Source organism: Bacillus sp. AFS037270 (assembly GCF_002585305.1).
Window position 1 is genome coordinate 1 of record NZ_NUNF01000025.1, and the last position, 18,393, is coordinate 18,393.

Genomic DNA, 18,393 nt, shown 5'->3' on the forward strand with positions numbered 1-18,393 from the left:
GCCGGCCGAAAGGTTTGTTTTTAACCTTTTGGACGGATTGGCTTATGGCCTCGAGGGGCTAGGCGCTGGAGCTGGACAATTCTCAAGGTGAAAACTTTTAAACTTTCTTACCAGACAAAAAAACAACCTGAGTCCGTAAACTCAGGTTGTCTTGTTTCTATTAAATTACTTCTTCTGAGACAGCCATTTTGCCAATACTTCGGCCTGATCCTTATCAACAAGACCTCCAGGCATACGTCCGCCTCCGTTAACGATTTGATTTAATATCTCCTCTTCAGACATGGATACACCAACATGTCTTAGGTCAGGGCCTGCACCTCCCTCAAGATTTCCACCATGACAGGACATACACTTGTTTTTGTAAATTACTTCAGCATTCATATCAGCCGGCTGCTTCTTATCTTTTTCTTTATTCCCGTGGCTGCCATGATTGGCGTCATCAGTTTTCCCTGAGCCTTCTGGATCTGCGCCCCCCGGATCTTTAGAAGGAGTTACCGATTTATTCCCCCCCAGTCCGTAGGTTACAACCTTTGTTCCAGTAACAAAAGTAACGTATTGTTTACCACCATCCATATAAATCGCTGGCGCCATCATAATCTGAGCTCCGCCACTTTTCATGTTCCATAAGACTTTTCCAGTTTTAATATCAAGGGCATTTACCGTTCCATCCAATTCGCCGTAAAAAGCAAGTCCAGTAGTCGTACCTGTAAAACCTCCGCGCATCGGTTGTTTAGTCTTAAACTGATAGGCATGCTTGCCAGTATTCACATCAATGGCGGTGATAGTACCGGATATGTCTTCACCTTTTGGCCCCAACGTTATTGAAGTTCCTGGGAATAAACCTTTTTTTTGCTCGATTTCATTTTCATCTTTCGCTGCAACCTCTAAAGATGGCTTATTAATACCAGGAATCAATACATAATTGGTTTTAGGATCATAGGTTTCCGGAGCATAGTTTTGTCCGCCTTCCGCTCCCGGCCATTGCATCGCCGGTTTATTTGGATCCGTCGGCTGTGACGTGTGCTGGATTTTGACGAACGGAACGCCATTATAAATGGTATCCCCTGTTTTGGCATCCCACGCAAACCACTTCCCGTTCTTTCCGCCGTGTACGACGATTTTTTGCTTTTTGTTGTTGACCGTAGCATTGAGAATCATCGGAGTCGAGGTCGCATCATAATCCCATTCGTCTTCCTCATCCATTTCCGATTTTGCCCAAACCAATTTGCCTGTTTTACTTTCAAGAGCAACGACCGAGTCCGTATAAGGGTTTTTACCTGGGCGAATTTTCTTAAAAAAGTCAGGAGCAGGATTACCCGTGCCAAAATACATTACGTCAGTGTCCGGGTCAAAAGCAATCTCTCCCCAGACGGCTCCGCCCCCTGTATATTTGCCCTTCACCCAATCTTCCCCCTTCTCAGGGACTGTCCAGAATGGTCCATCCCAGGCTGGTGTCAAGTCACTTGCTTTATAGGCCATCACAAAGCCGCGAATGCCATTATCACCACCGCTGCTTCCCACATAAACGTTTCCTTTATAGTACATCGGAGCCATTGTTTCATAATATCGGTTTTCAAGCTTGGCTCCTGGTATTGTATCCCAAAGGTTGATCATTTTAATCAATTTTCCGTCTTTCGCGTTAAGTTTGGCTAACCGATTATCCGCAATAAGGACAAACACATTGCCTTCCGCAACAGCCACCCCCCGGCTGGCAACAACCTCTAAAAGGCTTAGGTCCGCATGGTCAAGATGGTCAAGTACATCTTTTGGCGGCGTCCATTGCCAAATTTTCTTCCCATTTGAGGCATCAATGGCAAACACTCGGTTCATTGATGTCGTGACATACATGACACCATCTTTCACTACCGGGAAATCCTCCGAGGCATTAGGAATCTTCTTATCCCAATTTGCCAAATCTGCCTGCCAGACAATACCTAAATCCTTCACATTGTCTTTTGTAATCTTGTTATAAGGGACAAGCCGAGTTTGTTGTAAGTCATACCCCCAAAGTGGAAAACCGTTATCTTTTTCAGAACTGGTTGTTTGTTTATTGGCAGTGTTTTGCTTTTTTTCAGGATTCTGCTGACAGCCAACAATTAATACTACCGCCAATAAAGCTACGATTATCGCTTTTAAATAACGATTCAAAAAAAGACCCTCCTTATGCTTATAAGTTCAGAGTGATTGCCTCTATTTTGGTGGTCTATGAATTTTCCCATCCGGGGAGAACCCTACTTTATTGGTCCTCACTCTTTTTTCTATATTGAGTAAAAGATTCCTTAATTATGCAAAAAACCATTTAAGTTACATAAATGATTTTTAACAATGGTGGGTGAGGAATATTTACCAAATGTGGAGACATTCTATATTTGAAATGAAATTAAAGAATCTCAGGATGGTGATTGAATGAAGGCTTTCTCAAAAATGACGAATCGTTTGGGTGGGTTTGTCTTATTACTTGGCTTTCTCGTTGGGGGATCATGGGTTTCTTCTCAAAGCGCGTTGGCTGCACCGGAAAAAATGGTCGGTTCTGCGGAAAATGGCGGGATCAAACTTACGATTACTAACTATGCGATCACAAACTACGGTCAAGAGATGATTCTGTATTATACCGTAGAATCTACAACAGGTAAATTGTTGGATGAAAACGGGAAAGGGCTGTTAAAAAACCTGGAAATTTCCATTGCGGATAATCGTCTTCAAGGGATTGATGGCGAACATAAAAAAATAAGCAGCCAGAAATATCAAGGTGCGGTCAAGGTGAACATGCCGCAATATATACCTGCCACTTCAAATGCGGCACTAAGTACAGATGCAATTCTAAATCAAAAAGGACAGTGGACAATTAACTTCCAAATTAAAAAATAGTCAAAAAAATATACTTTTAGATCCCTAGGCCAAGCCTGGGGTTTTTATTTGTAAAAAAAGACCCCCAACCAAAATGGTTGAGAGTCTTTGTATGTTCGCAAAAGATTAACGTTTTGAGAACTGAGGCGCACGACGAGCACCTTTAAGACCGTATTTCTTACGCTCTTTCATACGTGCATCACGAGTTAATAAACCTGCGCGCTTTAATGTTGGACGGAATTCTGGGTCAGCTTGAAGTAATGCACGAGCAATACCGTGGCGGATTGCGCCAGCTTGACCAGTGTATCCACCACCGCTTACGTTTACAAGAACATCATAGCTGCCAACTGTTTCAGTTGCAACTAGTGGTTGTCTTACAACAACACGTAATGCTTCAAATGGGATATAATCTTCAATTTCACGACCATTAACTACAATTTTACCTGTGCCTGGAACTAAGCGCACACGTGCGACAGAGCTCTTACGACGACCAGTACCGATATATTGAACTTGTGCCAAGTTATTTCCCTCCCTCTAAATTAACCGCGAAGTTCGTAAACTTCAGGTTTTTGTGCTTGGTGTGGATGCTCACTGCCAGCATACACGTGTAATTTTTTGAACATTTGACGACCAAGAGAATTCTTTGGAAGCATGCCTTTAACAGCAAGCTCAATCATTTTCTCAGCGTAGTTTGTACGCATTTCAAGAGCAGTTCTAGTCTTTAAACCACCTGGGTGCATTGTGTGACGGTAGTAGATCTTGTCAGTTAATTTCTTACCAGTTAGTTCTACTTTAGAAGCGTTAAGAATGATTACATTATCACCAGTGTCAACATGTGGTGTAAAAGTTGGTTTGTTTTTACCGCGTAAAATTGAAGCTACTTCAGAAGCAAGACGACCAAGAGTTTTGCCTTCAGCATCAATCACATACCATTTACGCTCGATATTGTTGGCATTTGCCATAAACGTTGAACGCATGAGTTTCCCTCCTATTAAATCCATTAAAGATTATTATTTTCGCACTTTTAAAGCTATTAGCGTTCTATTCTGTTCCGGGAATAAACATCTAATGCCCTTGTGCAGTAATTTTTCAAATCATATATTTTCAATCACGATGAAGACTTTCCGGGGCTTTATCGTGGGATTAAAAACACGCACATCTAATATAATAAATACTACAGGTCTAAATGTCAAGAAAATGTTACACCAGGAAAAGTTGTTTTAGAAAATTTATTCATAAAATACTTTCCAGAGGTATAGACCCTGGGCTGGAGCAGTTTTTCCGGCAAATCGGCGGTCCTTTTTAACCAAAATATCCGCCATTTCTTCTGGTCTTTGCTTTCCACTGCCCACTTCCAATAACGTTCCTGTAAGGATACGAACCATATTATATAAAAATCCATTGCCAACAAAACGTAAAGTAAGGAAGTTATCCTCTAGTAAAAAATCAATCGTTTCGATGGTGCGAATTTTATCCTTTACTTCCGTCTTTGCCGAACAAAAACTAGTAAAATCATGGGTTCCAATGAAAAAGCGGCTAGCTTCCTTCATGGCCTCTATATTTAAATCATAAGGATACAAGAAAGAAAAATTCCGTTGAAAGGGATCCCTCTTTTTCGAAAGCTGCAGGACATAGCGATATTCTTTTCCAATTGCATCAAAACGGGCATGAAACAATGAATCTACTTTTATGACAGAAAGAACAGATATATCCCCCGGCAGCAACGAATTAAGAGCTAATTCCCATTTTTGCTCCGAAATCGGAAGTGGAGAATCAAAGTGAATTACCTGTCCTTTGGCGTGGACACCGGCATCTGTTCTTCCTGATGCAGAAACTTTAATATGTTCCCCTTTATGCATCTTGGCTAAGACAGTTTCCAAATCGGATTGAACGGTCCGTTTATTTGGTTGAACTTGGTAACCGGAAAAACCTGAACCATCATAAGAAATAATCGACTTATACCTTTGCATCATTTCGCTCCATTATGACCGTAATAGAATTAGTAAAATAGTTAAGACAACTAATAAAAGGATTTGGAGCGTATCCACTGTCCTCCAGCTCAGCTGACGGTATTTTGTCCTTCCTTCACCACCGCGGTAACCTCGTGCCTCCATGGCGATCGCAAGCTCCTCAGCCCGTTTAAAGGCGCTGACAAACAAAGGAATTAAAAGTGGAATGACCGACTTAATTCGCTCCTTTAAAGGACCGCTGTCAAACTCCACTCCACGGGCAATTTGCGCTTTCATAATTTTGTCTGTTTCCTGCATCAGTGTTGGGATAAACCGTAAGGAAATAGACATCATTAGCGCCATTTCATGTACCGGAAACCGGACCTTTTTTAAAGGATTTAAAAGTGTTTCCATCCCATCGGTGATCTCTATAGGACTAGTCGTTAGAGTTAATAAGGATGTCATGAGGATTAAGAAAAAGAATCTAAGTGAAATAAAGATCCCCTGTCTTACTCCTTCTTCATAGATCTCCAATGGACCAAATTTAAATAAGAGGTCACCCTGCTTCGTGAAAAACAACTGCAAAACTAATGTAAATAAAACAAGCCATATGACCGGTTTAAGACCACCGTATAAAAAGCGAACCGGAATCTTCGACATGCCAAGCATATAAAAAGTATAAATACCAATAAGTGCATAGGTAATCCAGTTATTAGCAAAAAAGATAATACAGACAAATAAAAAGATAATTAAAAGTTTTGACCGAGGATCCATTTTGTGAACAGACGAATCAGCAGGTACATAACGGCCAAAAATCATTTTTTCCATCATGAGCGAACACCTCTGCTTAATACCTCGGTTATCTTAGACGATAACTCGTCAATTGTGAGATAGATTTTATCTAGTTTTATGCCTGTTTGTTTTTCTAATTTGAGCTGAAACCGGACAACTTCTGGAACATCAAGTCCCATTTGCATTAATTCAACTGGCGAAGAGAAAATTTCCTCTGGTGTTCCTTTTTTGGCGACTTTGCCTTGCTGCATGATGACGATCTGGTCGGCATACCTTGCTGCATCTTCCATACTATGAGTAACTAAAATGGTAGATAGCTGTCTTTCTTGATGAAGTGCATAAAACATATCCATGATTTCTTTCCGGCCTCTCGGGTCTAGCCCCGCTGTCGGCTCGTCTAAGACAATCACGTCAGGTTCCATCGCTAATACACCAGCAATCGCTACACGCCGCATTTGCCCCCCAGAAAGGTCAAATGGGGATTTTTCTAGGATATCCTCTGCAAGACCCACTTGTTTTAATGCAAGTCGTGCACGCTCTTTTGCCTCTGTTTCAGATACACCAAAATTCATCGGCCCAAAAATAATATCCTTTTCCACCGTTTCTTCAAACAACTGATGCTCCGGGAATTGAAAAACGATACCGACCTTTTGTCGGACAGCTTTTAAATGTTTATTTTTCTGTCCTGATTTAATTTCATGACTACCGATTTTCACAGTCCCCTTCGAAGGCTGCAGCAATGCATTTAAGTGCTGAAGGACGGTCGATTTCCCTGAGCCGGTATGGCCGATAATAGCCATATAAGTGCCAGCTGGGATATCAATTGAAACATCTTCAATGGCCAGCCGCTCAAAAGGGGTGTTTGCCTGATACCGGTATTCTACATGCTGAAGCGAGATGTCCATAACTCTGTCACCAACTCTTCTTCCGATAAATAATGCTTTGATAGTGTAATCCCATTTTGACGGAAAGCTTTGCTCATTTTTACAGAGAAAGGAATGTCCAATCCCAATTGAACCAATTGTTCATCCATGGCAAAAATCTCTTCCGGTGTACCCTCACGAAATACTTCTCCCTGATTCATGACAATAATACGATCGGCTTTGGCCGCCTCCTCGAGGTCATGGGTAATGGAAATAACCGTAAGGGACTTTTCTTGTTTGAGAAGTCGTACGGTTTCCAATACCTCCTCACGCCCTCTTGGGTCTAGCATAGATGTGGCTTCATCGAGGATAATAATGGACGGTCGTAATGCTAATACACCAGCAATCGCTACACGCTGCTTCTGTCCACCTGAAAGATGGTGGGGCTCTTGATATAGAAATTGATCCATTTTTACTCTTTTTAATGAATCCTCAACACGCTGCACCATTTCTTCTCGGGGTACCCCATTATTTTCTAAACCAAAAGCCACATCATCCTGTACAGTTGTCCCAACAAATTGGTTGTCAGGATTTTGAAAGACCATACCGATCTTCTTCCGAACATCCCATATCGTCTCTTCATTCAACATTATGTTAGCAATGGTGATTTCGCCTTCTTGGGGAAACTGAAGACCATTTAATAATTTCGCCATCGTTGACTTACCAGAACCGTTATGTCCGACAATCGCAAGCCATTCCCCTTCATAAATATCAAAGCTTACATTTTTCAGGGCATACCGTTCCTGTGTATCATATTGAAAGGATACTCCCTTAAGAGAAACAATTGACTTTTTCATCGCCTCATTCTCCCTAGCTAGACTATACTCCGCTCTTGTTGCAAAAAATTATTTAACTTCCTATATAACAAAAAAAGCCTGCACCTCGTCCCTAAGCAGCACGTATTCAACTGCGGATAAAGGGATTTCTGAAAAGAAATGGGAGGAGGTGCATGAGCTAGACGAGACGTATTTCAATCAACGCATTCAAATGAATGCGATATATTAAAAGAATCAAGAAATCAGGCAAATCAACATAATGAATATCCGATATCAACTTGGACTCTTAAGATCTCTCCATGATAATGGAGTTACGCTCATCATAACACTCGTTTGGCTTGTGTCGGACAATTATAAAAATTCCATTTACAGAAAAAGGGCAAAGAACAAGTTTGATTGTAAACTGTCCAGCGCCCTTGTTGTCTGTTAAAGTGTATTAAACTAACTCGATAATAACCATTGGCGCACCGTCACCGCGGCGAGGTCCAAGTTTCATAATACGAGTGTATCCACCTTGACGCTCTTGGTAACGTGGAGCGATATCAGCGAAAAGTTTTTGAACAGCATCTTGACCATTTTCAGCATTAGCAACTTCATTACGAACGTAAGAAGCAGCTTGACGGCGAGCATGTAGATCTCCGCGCTTACCAAGTGTGATCATTTTTTCAACAGTCGAACGAATTTCCTTCGCACGAGTTTCTGTTGTTTCGATGCGCTCGTTGATAATTAAATCTGTAGTTAAATCACGTAGCATAGCTTTACGCTGTGCACTTGTGCGTCCTAACTTTCTGTATGCCATGAAGGGTTCCCTCCTTTGTTGAAGTCATAAAACGGATGTAAGCAACGCTTGACTAGTCGTCTTTACGTAAGCCTAATCCAAGCTCTTCTAGTTTTGCCTTCACTTCTTCGAGTGATTTGCGGCCTAAGTTACGAACTTTCATCATATCTTCCTCAGTCTTATTTGCTAATTCCTGAACAGTGTTGATTCCAGCACGCTTTAAGCAGTTATAAGAACGAACAGAAAGATCTAGTTCTTCTATTGTCATTTCAAGAACTTTTTCCTTTTGATCTTCTTCTTTTTCAATCATAATTTCAGCATTTTGAGCTTCGTCGGTTAAACCTACGAATATATTCAAATGCTCGGTCAAAATTTTCGAACCAAGAGCAATCGCTTCTTTTGGCCCAGTGCTTCCATCTGTCCAAACATCAAGTGTTAGCTTATCATAATTTGATAATTGACCTACACGAGTATTTTCTACCTGATAGGACACACGGGAAATTGGCGTAAAGATGGAGTCAATAGGAATAACACCAATCGGTTGATCTTCTCTTTTGTTCTGTTCAGCCGGTGTATATCCACGTCCGCGTTTAGCCGTTAAACGCATGCGAAGATGTCCATTTGCAGCTAATGTAGCAATATGAAGGTCAGGATTTAAAATCTCAACATCACTGTCATGGGTAATATTGCCAGCTTTGACAGGTCCTTCACCCTGTACATCAAATTCAAGTGTTTTCTCTTCGTCAGAGTAGATTTTTAAAGCTAATTTTTTAATGTTTAAAATGATCGATGTTACATCCTCTACGACGCCTTCAATTGTTGAGAACTCATGAAGTACCCCATCGATTTGAATCGATGTAACAGCGGCACCTGGGAGTGAAGATAATAGGATACGACGTAAGGAGTTACCCAAAGTGGTACCATATCCACGCTCAAGTGGTTCTACGACGAACTTACCGTACTTGGCATCATCGTTGATCTCAATCGTTTCGATTTTTGGTTTTTCTATTTCGATCATCAAATAACCCTCCTTCAAAACGTCGAAACTTCATTAGGTATTCCTAAACTGAAATTCCCCCATGTATACGTTCCCGTTTTGTGCACAACAACTGGAATAAATCTTCTGTATTAGTGCAAATAATTAATATCATATCCCATTATAGACATATGATACGAATCTTATACAGAAAAATTAAACACGACGACGTTTTGGTGGGCGGCATCCATTATGAGGAACAGGTGTAACGTCTTTAATAGCAGTTACTTCAAGACCAGCAGCTTGAAGAGCACGGATAGCAGCTTCACGGCCTGCACCAGGTCCTTTTACAGTAACTTCAAGAGTTTTCATACCATGTTCAATGGAAGTCTTAGCTGCAGTTTCTGCTGCCATTTGAGCTGCGAATGGAGTAGATTTACGAGAACCTCTAAATCCAAGCGCACCTGCACTTGACCATGAAATTGCATTACCATGAACATCAGTGATAGTTACAATCGTATTGTTAAAAGTTGAACGAATATGAGCGATACCTGATTCAATATTCTTTTTAACACGACGTTTACGTGTATTAGTTTTACGTGCCATTTAAATTAACCTCCTTTGCCGATTACTTCTTCTTGTTCGCAACAGTCTTACGAGGACCTTTGCGAGTACGAGCGTTGTTTTTCGTATTTTGTCCACGAACCGGTAAACCACGACGATGACGTAATCCGCGGTAGCAGCCAATTTCCATTAAACGCTTAATGTTAAGAGAAATTTCACGGCGAAGATCACCCTCGACTTTTAATTTGTCGATGATGTCACGGATTTTATTTAATTCATCTTCAGTTAAATCACGTACACGAGTATTTTCAGAAACACCAGCTTCAGCCAATACTTTTTGTGCAGTAGCTTTACCAATACCATAAATGTAAGTCAAAGAGATAACTACACGTTTTTCACGTGGAATATCTACACCAGCAATACGTGCCATAATGAGCGCACCTCCTTAAAATTAACCTTGTTTTTGTTTATGTTTAGGGTTTTCACAGATAACCATAACTTTTCCGCGTCTACGGATAACTTTGCACTTTTCGCAGATCGGTTTGACAGATGGTCTTACTTTCATTATCCTAACCTCCTTAATAGTACGGAGTGCAAGCAAGCATTTTTATTTGAAGCGGTAGGTAATTCTTCCGCGTGTTAAGTCATATGGAGAAAGCTCAACTGTTACTTTGTCACCAGGAAGAATTCGAATAAAATGCATACGAATTTTACCGGAAACATGAGCCAGCACTGTATGACCATTTTCTAATTCTACCTTAAACATCGCATTTGGCAAAGTTTCAAGTACTTTACCTTCAATTTCAATAACATCGTCTTTGGCCATCGTCTCGTCTCCCTTCTTCATCAAAAATAGTGTTCGAAAATGTATTGCAAACCTATCAATCGTACAACAATAGCAACCTTATAATATTACCATATTGTTCGTCTTCTGTCCGCAAGTTTTTTTCTACATATGCAAGAATAAGTAATTCCTCATGTAAGTCTTGCCCAACTCTCGGTTCTACATACTCAATACTATAGAAAAGCTATTTTCTAGCACATACCTTTGAAGCTATTGGAAGAGTTATCGAGAGTCGCTCGCACGGTTATAACATTGACCATTAACGTAGATCCCCAAGTAATTGCTGGATATCAGCAAATACTTTTCGTATATCTTGTTGGCCATCAATCGTACGAAGATAGCCTTTTGTTTCATAAAAAGTTAGTAATGGCTCTTGTTGTTTGATATTAACATCTAAACGATTCTGAACTGTTTCAGCATTATCATCTGCTCTTTGGTACAGTTCTCCGCCACATTTGTCGCAGACACCCTCTTTTGTAGGAGGATTAAAGATTAGATGATAGGTTGAACCACATTCTTTACAAATCCGACGTCCTGTCAAACGATCCATTAAGATACTTTTATCAACATTGATATTGATAACATAATCTATCTTTTTATTTAAATCAGTTAGTAGGTTTTCCAAAGCATCAGCTTGAGGTACAGTTCTAGGAAATCCATCTAAAAGGAAACCCTTTTGACAATCATCCTTGCTAAGTCTTTCACGAACAATACCGATCGTTACCTCATCTGGAACAAGTTCGCCTTTATCCATGAAAGATTTTGCTTGTAAGCCTAGTTCTGTTCCATCTTTCATCGCTGCACGGAACATATCTCCAGTCGAGATATGAGGGATGCCGTATTCCTCGACGATTCTTTCAGCTTGTGTGCCTTTACCTGCACCTGGAAGCCCCATTAATACTAAATTCACACGTATTCCCCCTCGTGCTTTAAGTGGGTTTCAGGGGCCAAAGGGTCCCTAAAACCTATTTTATAAAGCCTTTATAATGACGTTTAACAAGTTGAGCCTCAAGCTGTTTATACGTATCGAGGGCAACGCCGACAACGATCAACAGACTTGTTCCACCAATTTGAGCCGATTGCGGTAAATTCGCTAATTTTATAAAAATAGTTGGAAGAATCGCAATAATGGTTAGGAAAATAGCACCAACAAAGGTTAAACGGTATAAGACGCGAGTTAAGTATTCCTGCGTACTCTTTCCTGGTCGAATACCAGGAATATAGCCGCTCTGCTTTTGTAAGTTTTCCGCTGCTTGTTCAGGGTTAACTTGAATAAAAGCATAGAAATAAGTGAACGCGATAATTAATATAGCATATAACGTCATCCCAATAGGATGAGTATAATCAAGGTTTTTTGTAATCCAGAGCGTTACATCATTTGTTGGAAAAAATGATGCGATTGTTCTTGGCGTTACAATAAATGAAACCGCAAAGATAACTGGGATAACACCCGCAGCGTTAACCTTTAACGGCATATGTGTGGACTGTCCGCCAACAGGATTACGTCCTGCAACCATACGTTTTGCATATTGAATTGGTATTTTACGATTGGCTTGTTGAATGAAAATAACACCAACAACAATAGCGATAATCGCAATAACGATTAGGACAACCGTCACAATACGTAAGAATAATGCTTCACCGGCATTCTCAAACTGTTGAACATAAATCTGATTAACAGTGGACGGGATCCCAGCAGCAATCCCCGCAAAGATGATAATGGAAATTCCATTTCCAACACCCTTTTCAGTAATTTGCTCACCAAGCCACATTAAAAATGATGTTCCGGCAGTTAATGTAACAGCAATTAATAAATACGTACCGATACCTGGATTCTCTATCAATTGTCCGCTGGCTAGGTTATTAAACCCGTAGGACATACCTAATGCTTGGATAAATCCAAGCACAACAGTAAAGTATCGAGTAATCTGAGCAATCTTACGACGGCCCGCTTCACCTTGCTTGGACCATTCCGTGAATTTTGGAACTACGTCCATTTGTAAAAGCTGAATGATAATCGAAGCAGTGATATACGGCATAATACCCATTGCAAAGATGGAGAATTGTTTTAATGCTCCACCTCCGAAGGTATTAAGGATACCGAAAACACTAAGCTTATCTTGATTAGCAAGAACATCAGCATTTACGTTCGGTACTGGAATAAATGTACCTAGTCGAAAAACGACTAACATCAAAAGCGTGAATACTATTTTACGTCTTATCTCACCCACGCGCATAAAATTGGAGATTGTCTGGAACATTAGATCACCTCAGTAGTTCCACCAGCAGCTTCGATAGCTTCCTTAGCAGCAGAGGAGAATTTGTGAGCTTTAACAGTCAACTTTTTCTCTACGTTCCCTTTAGCAAGAATTTTAATCCCCGCTTTTTCGTTACTTACAACGCCTGTTTCGATAAGAAGTTCTGGAGTAACTTCTGTACCTTCTTCAAAGCGATTTAAAGCATCAAGATTGACAACAGCATATTCTTTGCGGCTGATATTGGTAAAACCACGTTTTGGTAAACGACGGAATAAAGGTGTTTGACCACCTTCGAAACCTAAGCGCACACCGCCGCCAGAACGAGCGTTTTGACCTTTATGACCTTTACCTGCTGTTTTACCTTGACCAGAACCGATACCACGGCCTAAACGCTTGCGCTCTTGACGTGAACCTTCTGCAGGTTTTAATTCATGAAGTTTCATATTGGCACCTCCTTATGAAAGAAAACAATTAATTATTGTTCTTTAACTGTTACAAGGTGAGCAACTTTATTGATCATACCACGGATAGCAGCATTATCTTGATGCTCAACTGTTTGATTTAATTTACGCAAACCTAGCGCTTTAACTGTCTCACGTTGGTCCTCAGGGCGACCAATTACGCTTCGGTTGAGGGTAATTAAAAGTTTCGCCATTTGATTTCCCCCCTTATCCTAACAGTTCTTCTACTGATTTACCGCGTAATTTCGCTACGTCTTCAGCACGTTTTAATTGTTTTAAACCATCAATTGTTGCGCGAACCATGTTAATCGGAGTGTTTGTTCCAAGTGACTTAGAAAGGATGTCAGCAACACCGCCTAATTCTAGGACAGCACGAACTGGACCCCCAGCGATAACTCCAGTACCTTCAGAAGCAGGTTTTAAGAGGATTTCGCCAGCACCAAAACGTCCAATTACTTGGTGAGGAATTGTAGTTCCAACCATTGGTACTTCGACTAAGTTTTTCTTCGCATCTTCGATGGCTTTACGGATTGCATCTGGTACTTCTTGTGCTTTACCAGTGCCGAAACCTACATGACCGTTTTTATCCCCAACTACTACAAGAGCAGAGAAACGGAAACGACGTCCACCTTTAACAACTTTCGCAACACGGTTAACCGTTACTACGCGTTCTTCTAGTTCAAGTTTGTTTGGATCAATACGACGCATCTTTTTGTGTCCCTCCTTTGTCTATTAAAATTGTAAGCCGTTTGCGCGAGCTGCATCAGCTAATGCTTGCACACGTCCGTGATATAGGTATCCCCCACGGTCAAAGACAACAGCAGTGATACCTTTTTCAACCGCACGTTTAGCGACTAATTCTCCGACCTTTTGTGCAGCTTCAAGATTACTTGTAGATTCAAGACCGAAATCTTTTTCTATTGTAGAAGCACTTGCTAAAGTGACTCCATTCATGTCATCGATTAATTGAGCATAAATGTGTTTATTTGAACGGTACACATTTAGACGTGGACGAGCAGAAGTACCGCTAAGTTTCGCACGAACACGAGCGTGTCTTTTCTTGCGAGTAGCGTTCTTATCTTGCTTCGTAATCATTTACGTCACTCCTTTCGTTTACTTATGCGGCATTACTTACCGGTTTTACCCTCTTTACGACGGACGAATTCGCCTTCGTAACGGATTCCTTTGCCTTTGTATGGCTCTGGAGGACGAACTTGACGGATATTGGCTGCTAATGCACCAACACGTTCTTTGTCAGTACCTTTAATAACGATTTTTGTATTAGCAGGTACTTCGATTTCAAGGCCAGCTTCAGGTTCAATTTCAACCGGATGTGAGTAACCAACGTTTAATACAAGCTTGTTACCTTGCTTTTGAGCACGGTAACCAACCCCGATTAATTCTAAGCCTCTTGTGAAGCCAGTAGAAACACCTTCAACCATATTAGCGATCACAGCGCGAGTTGTACCATGTAATGCGCGGTGTTCTTTCACGTCAGAAGGACGAGTAATTGTTACAGTGTTTTCTTCTACGCTAATTGCTATATCAGGATTAAAAGTACGAGTAAGTTCGCCTTTAGGTCCTTTAACTGTTACAGTATTGTTGTTTAATGTAACCGTAACTCCTGCTGGAATTTCGATTGGTTTTTTTCCTACGCGAGACATTTAGTGCACCTCCATTCATTCAAAAACTGATTACCAAACGTAAGCTAAAACTTCGCCGCCGATTTGTTTTGCACGAGCTTCTTTATCTGTAACAACACCAGTAGATGTTGATACTAATGCGATACCAAGACCGTTAAGTACGCGTGGTACTTCATTTGATTTAGCGTAAACACGAAGTCCAGGCTTGCTTATGCGCTTAAGACCAGTAATTACACGTTCGTTATTTGCACCGTATTTTAAGAAGATACGGATGATACCTTGTTTATTGTCTTCGATAAACTCAACATCACGTACGAAACCTTCGCGCTTTAAAATTTCAGCGATTTCTTTCTTTAAATTAGAAGCAGGCACTTCTAACTTTTCGTGACGTACCATGTTCGCATTACGAATGCGAGTAAGCATATCAGCAATTGGATCTGTCATGACCATTATTTTTACCTCCTTCCCAACTTCTAGTTTTACCAGCTAGCTTTCTTTACACCAGGAATTTGTCCTTTGTATGCTAATTCACGGAAACAAATACGGCAAAGCTTAAATTTACGGTATACAGAGTGTGGACGTCCGCAACGTTCGCAGCGAGTGTACTCTTGTACTTTGAATTTAGGCGTGCGTTGTTGTTTCGCAATCATTGACTTTTTAGCCACGTTTTCGCCTCCCTTATTTAACGATTACTTTTGGAATGGCATTCCAAATTGAGTTAAAAGTTCACGAGATTCTTCATCAGTGTTTGCAGTCGTTACGATAACGATATCCATACCACGAACTTTGCTTACTTTATCGTAATCAATTTCAGGGAAGATTAATTGTTCTTTAATACCTAAAGTGTAGTTACCGCGACCATCAAATGCTTTCTTAGAAACACCACGGAAGTCACGTACACGAGGTAAAGAAACGGAAACTAATTTATCCAAGAATTCGTACATGCGCTCACCGCGAAGTGTAACCTTTGCACCGATTGGCATACCTTCACGAAGACGGAAACCAGCGATAGATTTTTTCGCACGAGTTACAACAGGTTTTTGACCAGTAATAGTTGCTAGCTCTTCAACAGCATTGTCTAATGCTTTAGCATTTGCAACTGCGTCACCTACACCCATGTTGATCACGATTTTCTCAAGTTTTGGTACTTCCATAACTGATTTATAGTTGAACTTGCTCATTAGAGCAGGTGTTACTTCTTTAACAAATTTTTCTTTTAGGCGGTTCATTCATTGTACCTCCCTTCTTTTTTAAACTATTTATCTAATACTTCACCGGATTTTGCTACGCGTACTTTTTTGCCATCAACCGTTGTGTAACCTACACGAGTTGGGTTACCTGTTTTAGGATCGATAGGCATAACATTTGATACATGGATTGGAGCCTCAAAGCTGACAATTCCGCCTTGTGGATTCACTTGAGAAGGCTTAGAGTGTTTCTTAACGATGTTTACACCTTCGACAAGAACACGGCTTTCTTTAGGATAAGCAGCAAGAACTACTCCTGTTTTGCCTTTATCCTTACCAGAGATCACTCTGACCTTATCACCTTTTTTAACATGCATCCGTAAGCACCTCCTTAAAGGCAATTTGGATTTAAATTATAGTACTTCTGGAGCTAATGATACAATTTTCATAAAGTTGTTGTCGCGAAGTTCGCGGGCAACTGGTCCGAAGATACGAGTTCCACGAGGGCTTTTATCATCTTTAATAATGACACATGCGTTTTCATCAAAACGAATGTAAGAACCATCAGGACGACGCGCACCGCTCTTTGTACGAACAATAACCGCCTTAACAACGTCACCTTTTTTAACAACGCCACCAGGTGTTGCTTGTTTTACTGTACAAACGATCACATCACCAATACCAGCAGTTTTGCGACCAGAACCACCAAGAACTTTAATCGTAAGTACTTCACGAGCACCAGAGTTGTCAGCAACTTTTAAACGTGATTCTTGTTGAATCATGTGTGTAACCTCCCTTCGGAATGAAGCTTATCCGAACAATTAAATAATAACTGCTTTTTCTACGATTTCAACTAAACGGAAACGTTTAGTAGCTGAAAGTGGGCGAGTTTCCATGATGCGTACAACATCGCCGATTTTTGCTTCGTTTTGCTCATCATGAGCCTTAAACTTTTTAGAGTATTTCACGCGTTTACCGTATAAAGGATGCTTTTTATGTGTTTCTACTAGAACAGTAACGGTTTTATCCATTTTGTCAGAAACAACGCGTCCAGTGTAAACTTTGCGCTGGTTACGTTCACTCATTGTGTGAACCTCCTCTCGGATAATTACTTGTTAACGCTGATTTCTCTTTCACGAACAACTGTTTTCATGCGAGCAATCGATTTGCGTACTTCACGAATACGAGCTGTGTTTTCAAGTTGTCCTGTCGCCAATTGAAAGCGAAGGTTAAAAAGCTCTTCTTTTAAAGATTTAACTTTTTGTTCAATTTCAGCAGTGGTAAGTTCACGTAGTTCATTAGCTTTCACTTGATTCACCACCAATTTCTTCACGTTTTACAAACTTACATTTTACAGGAAGTTTGTGCATTGCAAGACGAAGTGCTTCACGTGCGATTTCTTCAGAAACCCCAGCGATTTCGAACATGATTTTTCCAGGCTTAACAACAGCTACCCAACCTTCAGGTGCCCCTTTACCGGAACCCATCCGCACTTCTAACGGCTTAGCTGTATAAGGCTTGTGAGGGAAAATTTTGATCCAAACTTTACCGCCACGTTTCATGTAACGAGTCATCGCAATACGAGCAGCTTCAATTTGACGGTTTGTGATCCATGAAGCTTCTAAAGCTTGCAGGCCGTATTCACCGAAAGTTACTTCAGTACCGCCTTTAGCTTGACCACGCATCTTTCCACGGTGTTGACGGCGATATTTTACGCGTTTTGGCAATAACATAATTATTTGCCTCCTTCCGCATTTTTCTTCTTAGTAGGAAGGACTTCTCCCTTATAGATCCATACTTTAACGCCTAGCTTACCATAAGTAGTATCAGCTTCAGCTGTAGCATAGTCGATATCTGCACGAAGTGTATGAAGTGGAACAGTTCCTTCGCTGTAGTGTTCAGAACGAGCAATATCAGCTCCGCCTAAACGACCAGATACCATTGTTTTGATACCTTTTGCACCTGCACGCATTGCACGTTGGATAGCTTGTTTTTGTGCACGACGGAAGGATACACGGTTTTCTAATTGACGAGCAATATTTTCTGCAACTAGTTTAGCATCAACGTCAGCTCTCTTGATTTCAAGAATGTTGATGTGAACGCGTTTGCCAGTTAATTGATTTAATGCTTTACGAAGTGCTTCAACTTCAGTACCGCCTTTACCGATAACCATACCAGGTTTCGCAGTATGAACTGTTACATTCACACGGTTAGCAGCACGTTCGATTTCTACTTTAGAAACAGAAGCATCTTTTAAACGCTTCGTGATATACTCACGAACTTTAAGGTCTTCGTGTAAAAGATCAGCGAAGTCTTTACCTGCGTACCACTTAGATTCCCAATCACGGATGATTCCGATACGCAAACCGACTGGATTTACTTTTTGACCCACAGC

Annotated in this window: 30 protein-coding genes; 1 reads left to right on the forward strand and 29 read right to left on the reverse strand. The window is 40.8% G+C overall.

Translation table 11 applies throughout. The annotated features are described in order from the left end of the window. Window positions 1-165 precede the first annotated feature (165 nt). Window positions 166-2,148 (reverse strand): outer membrane protein assembly factor BamB family protein, encoded by a 1,983-nt coding sequence (locus COD92_RS13000; protein ID WP_098533171.1) that lies wholly within the window; start codon window positions 2,146-2,148, stop codon window positions 166-168. Between the two features lie 258 nt (window positions 2,149-2,406). Here COD92_RS13000 and COD92_RS13005 point away from each other — a divergent pair, with 258 nt between their 5' ends. Then, window positions 2,407-2,868, forward strand: coding sequence for a hypothetical protein (locus COD92_RS13005; protein WP_098533173.1), 462 nt, complete (start codon window positions 2,407-2,409; stop codon window positions 2,866-2,868). A 105-nt stretch (window positions 2,869-2,973) separates the two neighbouring features. Here the strand turns inward: COD92_RS13005 and rpsI are convergent, their stop codons facing one another. From rpsI to rpsC, 28 genes are all read right to left on the reverse strand, one after another. Beyond that, window positions 2,974-3,366, reverse strand: a complete 393-nt coding sequence (gene rpsI, locus COD92_RS13010) for a 30S ribosomal protein S9 (RefSeq protein WP_098533175.1) — start codon at window positions 3,364-3,366, stop codon at window positions 2,974-2,976. A 20-nt stretch (window positions 3,367-3,386) separates the two neighbouring features. Next, on the reverse strand, window positions 3,387-3,824 hold the full coding sequence (gene rplM, locus COD92_RS13015; RefSeq protein WP_098533177.1) for a 50S ribosomal protein L13: 438 nt from the start codon (window positions 3,822-3,824) through the stop codon (window positions 3,387-3,389). A 252-nt stretch (window positions 3,825-4,076) separates the two neighbouring features. Beyond that, a complete protein-coding gene (gene truA / locus COD92_RS13020; RefSeq protein WP_098533179.1) occupies window positions 4,077-4,817 on the reverse strand; it encodes a tRNA pseudouridine(38-40) synthase TruA in 741 nt (246 codons plus the stop codon). 12 nt (window positions 4,818-4,829) lie between these two features. Then, window positions 4,830-5,627, reverse strand: coding sequence for an energy-coupling factor transporter transmembrane component T family protein (locus COD92_RS13025; protein WP_098533180.1), 798 nt, complete (start codon window positions 5,625-5,627; stop codon window positions 4,830-4,832). Further along, window positions 5,624-6,493 carry an energy-coupling factor ABC transporter ATP-binding protein gene (locus COD92_RS13030; protein WP_098533182.1) on the reverse strand — a complete coding sequence of 290 codons (870 nt, stop codon included), beginning with the start codon at window positions 6,491-6,493 and terminating at the stop codon, window positions 5,624-5,626. The genes COD92_RS13025 and COD92_RS13030 overlap by 4 nt, the downstream gene beginning before the upstream one ends. Continuing rightward, entirely contained in the window at window positions 6,469-7,308 is an 840-nt protein-coding gene (locus tag COD92_RS13035; protein ID WP_098533184.1) for an energy-coupling factor ABC transporter ATP-binding protein, read from the reverse strand. The genes COD92_RS13030 and COD92_RS13035 overlap by 25 nt, the downstream gene beginning before the upstream one ends. 415 nt (window positions 7,309-7,723) lie before the next feature. Next, window positions 7,724-8,086 (reverse strand): 50S ribosomal protein L17, encoded by a 363-nt coding sequence (gene rplQ / locus COD92_RS13040; RefSeq protein ID WP_098533186.1) that lies wholly within the window; start codon window positions 8,084-8,086, stop codon window positions 7,724-7,726. A 52-nt stretch (window positions 8,087-8,138) separates the two neighbouring features. Continuing rightward, complete coding sequence (locus tag COD92_RS13045) at window positions 8,139-9,083, reverse strand: DNA-directed RNA polymerase subunit alpha (protein WP_098533188.1); 945 nt, start codon at window positions 9,081-9,083, stop codon at window positions 8,139-8,141. A gap of 174 nt (window positions 9,084-9,257) precedes the next feature. After that, window positions 9,258-9,647 (reverse strand): 30S ribosomal protein S11, encoded by a 390-nt coding sequence (rpsK, locus tag COD92_RS13050; protein ID WP_024027886.1) that lies wholly within the window; start codon window positions 9,645-9,647, stop codon window positions 9,258-9,260. Window positions 9,648-9,669: 22 nt separating this feature from the next. Then, entirely contained in the window at window positions 9,670-10,035 is a 366-nt protein-coding gene (gene rpsM, locus COD92_RS13055) for a 30S ribosomal protein S13 (RefSeq protein WP_098533190.1), read from the reverse strand. Between the two features lie 21 nt (window positions 10,036-10,056). Then, window positions 10,057-10,170: a 50S ribosomal protein L36 gene (gene rpmJ, locus COD92_RS13060; RefSeq protein WP_000868344.1), complete on the reverse strand. Its 114-nt coding sequence runs from the start codon at window positions 10,168-10,170 to the stop codon at window positions 10,057-10,059. A gap of 42 nt (window positions 10,171-10,212) precedes the next feature. Continuing rightward, window positions 10,213-10,431: a translation initiation factor IF-1 gene (gene infA, locus COD92_RS13065; RefSeq protein WP_034676129.1), complete on the reverse strand. Its 219-nt coding sequence runs from the start codon at window positions 10,429-10,431 to the stop codon at window positions 10,213-10,215. Window positions 10,432-10,708: 277 nt separating this feature from the next. After that, a complete protein-coding gene (locus COD92_RS13070; protein WP_098996379.1) occupies window positions 10,709-11,359 on the reverse strand; it encodes an adenylate kinase in 651 nt (216 codons plus the stop codon). Between the two features lie 55 nt (window positions 11,360-11,414). After that, window positions 11,415-12,710 (reverse strand): preprotein translocase subunit SecY, encoded by a 1,296-nt coding sequence (gene secY, locus COD92_RS13075; protein ID WP_098533194.1) that lies wholly within the window; start codon window positions 12,708-12,710, stop codon window positions 11,415-11,417. Next, the gene (rplO, locus tag COD92_RS13080; RefSeq protein WP_098533196.1) at window positions 12,710-13,150 is read right to left on the reverse strand and encodes a 50S ribosomal protein L15; all 441 of its coding nucleotides are present in this window, start codon (window positions 13,148-13,150) and stop codon (window positions 12,710-12,712) included. The genes secY and rplO overlap by 1 nt, the downstream gene beginning before the upstream one ends. Before the next feature lie 32 nt (window positions 13,151-13,182). After that, a complete protein-coding gene (gene rpmD, locus COD92_RS13085) occupies window positions 13,183-13,362 on the reverse strand; it encodes a 50S ribosomal protein L30 (protein WP_098533198.1) in 180 nt (59 codons plus the stop codon). 13 nt (window positions 13,363-13,375) lie between these two features. Then, window positions 13,376-13,876, reverse strand: a complete 501-nt coding sequence (rpsE, locus tag COD92_RS13090) for a 30S ribosomal protein S5 (RefSeq protein WP_098533200.1) — start codon at window positions 13,874-13,876, stop codon at window positions 13,376-13,378. A gap of 24 nt (window positions 13,877-13,900) precedes the next feature. Next, window positions 13,901-14,263, reverse strand: a complete 363-nt coding sequence (gene rplR, locus COD92_RS13095; RefSeq protein WP_098533202.1) for a 50S ribosomal protein L18 — start codon at window positions 14,261-14,263, stop codon at window positions 13,901-13,903. Window positions 14,264-14,295: 32 nt separating this feature from the next. After that, window positions 14,296-14,832, reverse strand: coding sequence for a 50S ribosomal protein L6 (rplF, locus tag COD92_RS13100; RefSeq protein WP_098533204.1), 537 nt, complete (start codon window positions 14,830-14,832; stop codon window positions 14,296-14,298). A 30-nt stretch (window positions 14,833-14,862) separates the two neighbouring features. Further along, window positions 14,863-15,261: a 30S ribosomal protein S8 gene (gene rpsH, locus COD92_RS13105; protein WP_098533206.1), complete on the reverse strand. Its 399-nt coding sequence runs from the start codon at window positions 15,259-15,261 to the stop codon at window positions 14,863-14,865. A gap of 29 nt (window positions 15,262-15,290) precedes the next feature. Next, entirely contained in the window at window positions 15,291-15,476 is a 186-nt protein-coding gene (gene rpsN / locus COD92_RS13110; RefSeq protein ID WP_007085277.1) for a 30S ribosomal protein S14, read from the reverse strand. 24 nt (window positions 15,477-15,500) lie between these two features. Continuing rightward, a complete protein-coding gene (gene rplE / locus COD92_RS13115; protein WP_098533207.1) occupies window positions 15,501-16,040 on the reverse strand; it encodes a 50S ribosomal protein L5 in 540 nt (179 codons plus the stop codon). A gap of 26 nt (window positions 16,041-16,066) precedes the next feature. Continuing rightward, the gene (rplX, locus tag COD92_RS13120; RefSeq protein ID WP_098533208.1) at window positions 16,067-16,375 is read right to left on the reverse strand and encodes a 50S ribosomal protein L24; all 309 of its coding nucleotides are present in this window, start codon (window positions 16,373-16,375) and stop codon (window positions 16,067-16,069) included. Between the two features lie 36 nt (window positions 16,376-16,411). Further along, on the reverse strand, window positions 16,412-16,780 hold the full coding sequence (gene rplN / locus COD92_RS13125; RefSeq protein WP_034676100.1) for a 50S ribosomal protein L14: 369 nt from the start codon (window positions 16,778-16,780) through the stop codon (window positions 16,412-16,414). A gap of 39 nt (window positions 16,781-16,819) precedes the next feature. Beyond that, window positions 16,820-17,083, reverse strand: coding sequence for a 30S ribosomal protein S17 (gene rpsQ / locus COD92_RS13130; RefSeq protein WP_066094707.1), 264 nt, complete (start codon window positions 17,081-17,083; stop codon window positions 16,820-16,822). A gap of 23 nt (window positions 17,084-17,106) precedes the next feature. Continuing rightward, entirely contained in the window at window positions 17,107-17,307 is a 201-nt protein-coding gene (gene rpmC, locus COD92_RS13135; RefSeq protein ID WP_098533209.1) for a 50S ribosomal protein L29, read from the reverse strand. Further along, window positions 17,297-17,731, reverse strand: coding sequence for a 50S ribosomal protein L16 (rplP, locus tag COD92_RS13140; RefSeq protein WP_098533210.1), 435 nt, complete (start codon window positions 17,729-17,731; stop codon window positions 17,297-17,299). Before rplP ends, rpmC begins: the two co-directional genes overlap by 11 nt. A gap of 2 nt (window positions 17,732-17,733) precedes the next feature. Beyond that, complete coding sequence (gene rpsC, locus COD92_RS13145) at window positions 17,734-18,390, reverse strand: 30S ribosomal protein S3 (RefSeq protein WP_098533212.1); 657 nt, start codon at window positions 18,388-18,390, stop codon at window positions 17,734-17,736. Window positions 18,391-18,393 lie beyond the last annotated feature (3 nt).

What these genes read in the sequence shown, in the direction of transcription:
- COD92_RS13005 (WP_098533173.1), top strand. Translation starts at nt 2,407, where the DNA reads ATGAAGGCTTTCTCAAAAATGACGAATCGTTTGGGTGGGTTTGTCTTA.
- rplN (WP_034676100.1), bottom strand. Translation starts at nt 16,780, where the DNA reads ATGATTCAACAAGAATCACGTTTAAAAGTTGCTGACAACTCTGGTGCT.
- rplM (WP_098533177.1), bottom strand. Translation starts at nt 3,824, where the DNA reads ATGCGTTCAACGTTTATGGCAAATGCCAACAATATCGAGCGTAAATGG.
- COD92_RS13045 (WP_098533188.1), bottom strand. Translation starts at nt 9,083, where the DNA reads ATGATCGAAATAGAAAAACCAAAAATCGAAACGATTGAGATCAACGAT.
- rplQ (WP_098533186.1), bottom strand. Translation starts at nt 8,086, where the DNA reads ATGGCATACAGAAAGTTAGGACGCACAAGTGCACAGCGTAAAGCTATG.
- rplR (WP_098533202.1), bottom strand. Translation starts at nt 14,263, where the DNA reads ATGATTACGAAGCAAGATAAGAACGCTACTCGCAAGAAAAGACACGCT.
- COD92_RS13035 (WP_098533184.1), bottom strand. Translation starts at nt 7,308, where the DNA reads ATGAAAAAGTCAATTGTTTCTCTTAAGGGAGTATCCTTTCAATATGAT.
- rpsE (WP_098533200.1), bottom strand. Translation starts at nt 13,876, where the DNA reads ATGCGTCGTATTGATCCAAACAAACTTGAACTAGAAGAACGCGTAGTA.
- rplO (WP_098533196.1), bottom strand. Translation starts at nt 13,150, where the DNA reads ATGAAACTTCATGAATTAAAACCTGCAGAAGGTTCACGTCAAGAGCGC.
- rpsK (WP_024027886.1), bottom strand. Translation starts at nt 9,647, where the DNA reads ATGGCACGTAAAACTAATACACGTAAACGTCGTGTTAAAAAGAATATT.
- rpmD (WP_098533198.1), bottom strand. Translation starts at nt 13,362, where the DNA reads ATGGCGAAACTTTTAATTACCCTCAACCGAAGCGTAATTGGTCGCCCT.
- rplX (WP_098533208.1), bottom strand. Translation starts at nt 16,375, where the DNA reads ATGCATGTTAAAAAAGGTGATAAGGTCAGAGTGATCTCTGGTAAGGAT.
- rplE (WP_098533207.1), bottom strand. Translation starts at nt 16,040, where the DNA reads ATGAACCGCCTAAAAGAAAAATTTGTTAAAGAAGTAACACCTGCTCTA.
- infA (WP_034676129.1), bottom strand. Translation starts at nt 10,431, where the DNA reads ATGGCCAAAGACGATGTTATTGAAATTGAAGGTAAAGTACTTGAAACT.
- rpsQ (WP_066094707.1), bottom strand. Translation starts at nt 17,083, where the DNA reads ATGAGTGAACGTAACCAGCGCAAAGTTTACACTGGACGCGTTGTTTCT.
- truA (WP_098533179.1), bottom strand. Translation starts at nt 4,817, where the DNA reads ATGCAAAGGTATAAGTCGATTATTTCTTATGATGGTTCAGGTTTTTCC.
- COD92_RS13030 (WP_098533182.1), bottom strand. Translation starts at nt 6,493, where the DNA reads ATGGACATCTCGCTTCAGCATGTAGAATACCGGTATCAGGCAAACACC.
- rplF (WP_098533204.1), bottom strand. Translation starts at nt 14,832, where the DNA reads ATGTCTCGCGTAGGAAAAAAACCAATCGAAATTCCAGCAGGAGTTACG.
- rplP (WP_098533210.1), bottom strand. Translation starts at nt 17,731, where the DNA reads ATGTTATTGCCAAAACGCGTAAAATATCGCCGTCAACACCGTGGAAAG.
- COD92_RS13025 (WP_098533180.1), bottom strand. Translation starts at nt 5,627, where the DNA reads ATGATGGAAAAAATGATTTTTGGCCGTTATGTACCTGCTGATTCGTCT.
- rpsH (WP_098533206.1), bottom strand. Translation starts at nt 15,261, where the DNA reads ATGGTCATGACAGATCCAATTGCTGATATGCTTACTCGCATTCGTAAT.
- rpsM (WP_098533190.1), bottom strand. Translation starts at nt 10,035, where the DNA reads ATGGCACGTATTGCTGGTGTAGATATTCCACGTGAAAAACGTGTAGTT.
- secY (WP_098533194.1), bottom strand. Translation starts at nt 12,710, where the DNA reads ATGTTCCAGACAATCTCCAATTTTATGCGCGTGGGTGAGATAAGACGT.
- rpmJ (WP_000868344.1), bottom strand. Translation starts at nt 10,170, where the DNA reads ATGAAAGTAAGACCATCTGTCAAACCGATCTGCGAAAAGTGCAAAGTT.